This window comes from Tardiphaga sp., assembly GCF_028290785.1.
Classification (GTDB): domain Bacteria; phylum Pseudomonadota; class Alphaproteobacteria; order Rhizobiales; family Xanthobacteraceae; genus Tardiphaga.
The window spans coordinates 1-4705 of the sequence record NZ_JAQGJD010000057.1 but is presented as its reverse complement, the minus strand read 5'-3'; the positions used below and the strand labels follow the sequence as shown (position 1 = coordinate 4705).

Below are 4705 nucleotides of genomic sequence, written 5' to 3'. Positions count from 1 at the left end.
CCCCGCACCCGCGGCCCGTCACCCCGCCGACCCAGCGCCAGCGACGCCACCGCCCAGACCAGCGCATCGACGCGGTCGGGCGAGCGGCCCGACGACAATCCGCTCGACGCGAAATCGCACATTTCGTCTTCCAGTGCGGCGAAGGCGCCGGCGTGTTTGACGCGGCCCTGCTCGTACAACGTCGCCACCGGCTCGGCGCGCAGCCATTTGCCGCGCAGGGCGCGCACCGAGGTCACCGGCACGCCCGGATCGACCTCGTTGATCACGCTGCGCACCATCTCGCCGCCCTGGTTGATCTCCACCACCAGCGCGTCGGCATCGAGCCGTCGCCACAGCGCAATGGCCTTGTTGGCCCACGCCGCGGGAGTCACCGACGACACCGTGTCGTCGGCCACGATATACACGATCCCGCTCTCGGCGATCCCCGCAGCTACAATGCCGCAGGAATCCGCGCGCTTGCCGGACGACACCGGCGGGTCCACCGCCACCACGATACGCCGCAGCGGCGGCGCCTCGCGGACCCGGCATTCGTCCAGCAGCGCGCGCGACCACAGCGCATCGGCGCGGTCCTCGATGATCTCGCCGTCGAGTTCCTGGCGCCCCATCCGGGTGCCGCCATAGCGCTCCATCACGCCGCGCAAGAACGTCGGCGCCAGATTCATGGCGTTGGCGCGGGTCGGCGCCCGCGTCGTGACGCTGGAACTATCCTTGATCAGCCGCTTCAGCAGCGCGGTCGGCCGCGGCGTGGTGGTGATCAACTGCCGCGGCTGCGATCCCAGCCGCAGCCCGAACTGCAGCATGTCGAACGCCGCGTCCGCATAGCGCCACTTCGCCATCTCGTCGGACCACGCGCAGTCGAATTGCGGCCCGCGCAAACTCTCGGGATCGTCGGCGGAAAACACCTGCGCCACCGCGCCGGTCGAGGGCCATTCCAGCCGCTTTCGCGACGGTATCCACACCGGCCGCTCGTTCGGCCAGTGCACCGACAACAGGCCGGAGACGCCCTCGATCATCACCTCGCGCACGTCGTGTTCGGTCTCGCCGATCAGCGCGATGCGCCCGGCCTTCTCAGGCGCGAACGGCGCATAGCCCATCGCCTGCGCCCGCACCCATTCCGCGCCGGCGCGCGTCTTGCCGGCGCCACGGCCGCCGATCAAGAGCCAAGTCAGCCACGGATCGCCGTTCGGCGCATGCTTCGGCGGAAGTTGATACTTATGGGCGAAAAGCGGCCACTGGCAATTGGTGTCCGCCATCTCCCCCGACGTCATTGTCAGCATCAAGCGCGCGCGCTGGTCGAACGACCACTTGTTCCAGTCTCTTGAAAAGCGCCTTGCGGAACCCATCCAGGTCACGGGCGGCGCTCGGCACATAGGCATGGCCCTCATCGGCGGAACGCAGCCGCCTCACTTCGCTCAGGGTGCGCGCCAGTGACGCCAGCGTGCGCGCACGGCGCTCGGCCTCGGTGTAGCGCCGCGGCTTGTTGTGGTCGCCGGCGAGGATGCTGTCGATCTCCATCAACTCGCGCTCGACCGCGCGGGTGACGCGCTCGATCATTTCGGCGCCGTGCTCCGGCGCCGCGGCGGGCGTCTCGATCGCCGCCGTGTCGCGCCGCGCGACGTTCTGCCACGCGGCGTCGTCGTTCGCATCGATCACGACGGTGGTGTTGCCGACCAGTTTCATGGTCTTGGCCACGGTGTCTTTTCGCGCGGCGCTTGCCTTGCGCTTCGCGGCGGTCTTTTTGGCAACGGGCTTTTTCGGCGCAGCCGGTTTGGCCGCGGTTTTTTGTGCGGACGCTTTGGCGGCGCGACGCGCAGGAGTAACCCGCCCCGGTGCTTTTACCGGTCGGGTTGCCGAAATCTTTCTCATGACGTGAACTCCGGCGTCAGCCGAGTTTTTTAAACAGCCGGGCTGGCGTATCGCCAACCGCAGCCTAGGTGCGGAAGAACACGAACCACACCACGCCGAGCAGCAGGATCGCGAGACCGGTGCTCATGGTCAGCAGTGCCAATACCGACGGGCCCGGCTCCGCCTGGCGCGCCTCGGTCGCGGTCTCGACGATCTGATCGTTCTGCTTCGTTGCCATGGCGGCCTCGCTGCTGGTGGTGGAGCCGTCCGGCCCAGACTGTCGAAAGCAACGCGTGATCGGGAATGATGTTCCGGGATTCGCCCGCGCGATCGCCGCAGCGGCCTGGGCGGGCGCCCCTGGAGCTAGCCGCGAACCCAACTGTGGAGCATGCGGTAAACCTACTCCAGGACCGTCACGCTGTCAACGCTTAAAATCCTATTATTTGATTTTATTCCGCGCCCCGTTTCCCGGATGCGGTGCGGCGCGAAGTGCCGCTTCGCAGAGCCGGGATCCCGGTTTTTTGTCGCACAACCGGGACCCCGGCTCTGCGGTGCACCACGCCGCAAAGATGCTGCGCAGTGCACCGCGTCCGGGGAACGAGCCCGGCAGCTAACCTCAAATCCTCAGCGCGCCGGCGTCCAGTTGCCGCCGGGCGCGCTGACGATCTTGCCGGGATAGTCGATATTGACCACGCAATTGCCGCGCAGCTGCGCCGCGGCCAGCAGGCATTGCTGGTAGTCGAAGAAGCGGCAGATCTGCGGCAGGCTGCCGGCCCCGCGCGGGCCGCCGGTCAGCACGCAGAACGGCGGGATGCCGGACTTCGCCGCAGCCGGTGGACGCGCCTGCGCGGGCTGGCTCACGGCCAGCATCGCCAGCGCCAGCAGCAATAGGGTGCGTCGTTCACGTCTCATGCGGTCCGCCTTGTCGATAGGTTCTAGCGCGCGCGGCGCGCGCGCTTCGGCGCGGATGCCGGGGCGCTGCCGTGATAGTCGATGTTCTGCACGCAGTAGCCGCGGGCGTCCGCGGCCGCCTGCGAGCACTGCTGATAGTCGGAGTAGACGCAGTTGCCGGTATAGCCGGCGGCGCCCTCGCCGCCGCCGCGCGCGATGCAGTATTGCGCGTTGCTTTCCGCCGTTGCCGGTGCGATCGCGACGCCCGCCAGCGTCGCGGCAAGGCCCAGAGCCGCCAGCGCCGAAAACGTCGTTCGTCGATTCAATGTCATGACGGCCGCCTGCAAGATGCACTCGCCCGGCGAAAATGCCGGGCGGTGCGAATATAGGGGGCGCCCTGCGGAGAATTAAGAGCGTTCACGCAATTGCGTGCGCGCGGCACCTAACCGCATCGATGGCGAATGGATGCGGGCGGTAGCGCCGTCCGCGCCTACGGCTTGAAGAACGCGGGGTCGTTCAGCGCCTTGATCAGCGTATCCACCATGTCGGCGGCGGCGTGGTCGTCGCGCTCCTCGAGCAGTTCCCACATTTTTCGCAGGTTGGCGCGCATCGGCGCCTTCAGCGACGGGTCGCGCTCGATCAGCGTCCGCGCGATGCAGAACGCGATCGCCTCGGTGCCCATCTTGGTCTGTTCGACGGTAGCTTTACTCATGGCAGGGTCCTTCAACGGCGCAACTCTGCGCCGCTGTTAGGCCGCGACCCCGCTGCGTGTCAATTCGACGCTGTCCTGCTCACCAGGCGTAGCGCACCACGCCCTTGCCGGCGTAGCTGCGCTATTCCGAGACCAGCGACGCCGCCGCCTTGGCCGGCCCCGCCAGCGTGCGCTCTTCCATCAGCACCATGAACAGCGCCGCCAGCGCCAGCAGCGCCGCCGCCGCTTCGAACACGTAGCGGAAGGCGCGGACCATGTCCGGCGCCGCGATGGCGTGCGTCGCGCCGGCGTGGTCGCCGGAGATTGTGATGCCGCTGCCCAGCGCCATCAGCAGGATGGTGGTGAAGGCCGCCACGGTGAACGACGCCATCAGCGCGCGGAAGAAGTTCATCGCGCCGGTGGCGGTGCCGACCTGGGCGCGGGCCACGGCATTCTGGATCGATACCACCGACACCGGGAACGCCGTACCGAGCCCGATCGCGAAGATGCCGAGCAGCGTGAGCAGCGCCCACAGCGGCAGCGGCGTCGCCAACGCCAGCGTCAGCCCCATCACCGCGGCGCACGCCGTGCCGATGATGGCGACGCGCTTGTAGTGCTTGGCCCGCGTCATCATGTGGCCGGCCAGCGCGGCGCCGGCCACCGAGACCGCGGCGATCGGGATCAGCGCCAGCCCGGCCTCGCCGGCGCTGAGGCCGTAGACCACCTCGTAGTACAGCGGCAGATGCACGGTGAGCCCGATCATCGCGCCCATCGCGCAGCCGCCGGCGGCCATCGCATAGGGCACCACCGAGCCGGACATCAGTTGCAGCGGCAGGAACGGTTCGTCCGCATGCAGCGCGTGCCAGATGAAGGCGAACGCCAGCACCGAAGCGGCGCCGATCATCGCCACGATGGTTGGCGACGCCCACGAAAACTTGGTGCCGCCCCAGGTCAGCACCAGCATGAATACCAGCGCCGAAACCATCAGCAGGATGCCGCCGAGCCAGTCGACCTTGCGCCGCCGGTGGAACACGGGAATCTTCTTCATGTTCGGCAGCAGCATGCCGAGCGCCACGATGCCGAGCGGAATGTTGATCCAGAAGATCATCGACCAGTGCAGATGTTCGGCGAACAGCCCCCCGAGGATCGGGCCGCCGATCCCCGCCGCGACCCAGACGCTGCTGAAATAGGCCTGGTACTGGCCGCGTTCGCGCGGCGTCACCACGTCGGATATTACCGTCTGCACGATCGGCAGGATGCCGCCGCCGCCGAGTCCCT

The 4705-nt window shown here is 68.0% G+C and carries 7 protein-coding genes; all 7 read right to left on the bottom strand.

What is annotated here, in order from left to right:
• Positions 1-1253 (bottom strand): terminase family protein (locus tag JWR89_RS03280; RefSeq protein ID WP_299711792.1); only part of this gene is annotated, 1253 nt, incomplete at its 3' end.
• The gene (locus JWR89_RS03275) at positions 1213-1692 is read right to left on the bottom strand and encodes a hypothetical protein (protein ID WP_299711791.1); all 480 of its coding nucleotides are present in this window, start codon (positions 1690-1692) and stop codon (positions 1213-1215) included. The genes JWR89_RS03280 and JWR89_RS03275, both read right to left, overlap by 41 nt.
• A gap of 238 nt (positions 1693-1930) precedes the next feature.
• On the bottom strand, positions 1931-2083 hold the full coding sequence (locus tag JWR89_RS03270) for a hypothetical protein (RefSeq protein WP_299711790.1): 153 nt from the start codon (positions 2081-2083) through the stop codon (positions 1931-1933).
• Positions 2084-2469: 386 nt separating this feature from the next.
• Positions 2470-2757 (bottom strand): DUF3551 domain-containing protein, encoded by a 288-nt coding sequence (locus tag JWR89_RS03265; protein WP_299711789.1) that lies wholly within the window; start codon positions 2755-2757, stop codon positions 2470-2472.
• Positions 2758-2780: 23 nt separating this feature from the next.
• Positions 2781-3083 carry a DUF3551 domain-containing protein gene (locus JWR89_RS03260; protein ID WP_299711787.1) on the bottom strand — a complete coding sequence of 101 codons (303 nt, stop codon included), beginning with the start codon at positions 3081-3083 and terminating at the stop codon, positions 2781-2783.
• Between the two features lie 143 nt (positions 3084-3226).
• Positions 3227-3448 (bottom strand): hypothetical protein, encoded by a 222-nt coding sequence (locus JWR89_RS03255; protein ID WP_299711785.1) that lies wholly within the window; start codon positions 3446-3448, stop codon positions 3227-3229.
• Positions 3449-3569: 121 nt separating this feature from the next.
• A partial coding sequence (locus JWR89_RS03250; RefSeq protein ID WP_299711784.1) for an MFS transporter occupies positions 3570-4705 on the bottom strand: 1136 nt, incomplete at its 5' end.

Coding starts and splice junctions, on each gene's coding strand:
- JWR89_RS03270 (WP_299711790.1), bottom strand. CDS start 2,083: ATGGCAACGAAGCAGAACGATCAGATCGTCGAGACCGCGACCGAGGCG.
- JWR89_RS03265 (WP_299711789.1), bottom strand. CDS start 2,757: ATGAGACGTGAACGACGCACCCTATTGCTGCTGGCGCTGGCGATGCTG.
- JWR89_RS03255 (WP_299711785.1), bottom strand. CDS start 3,448: ATGAGTAAAGCTACCGTCGAACAGACCAAGATGGGCACCGAGGCGATC.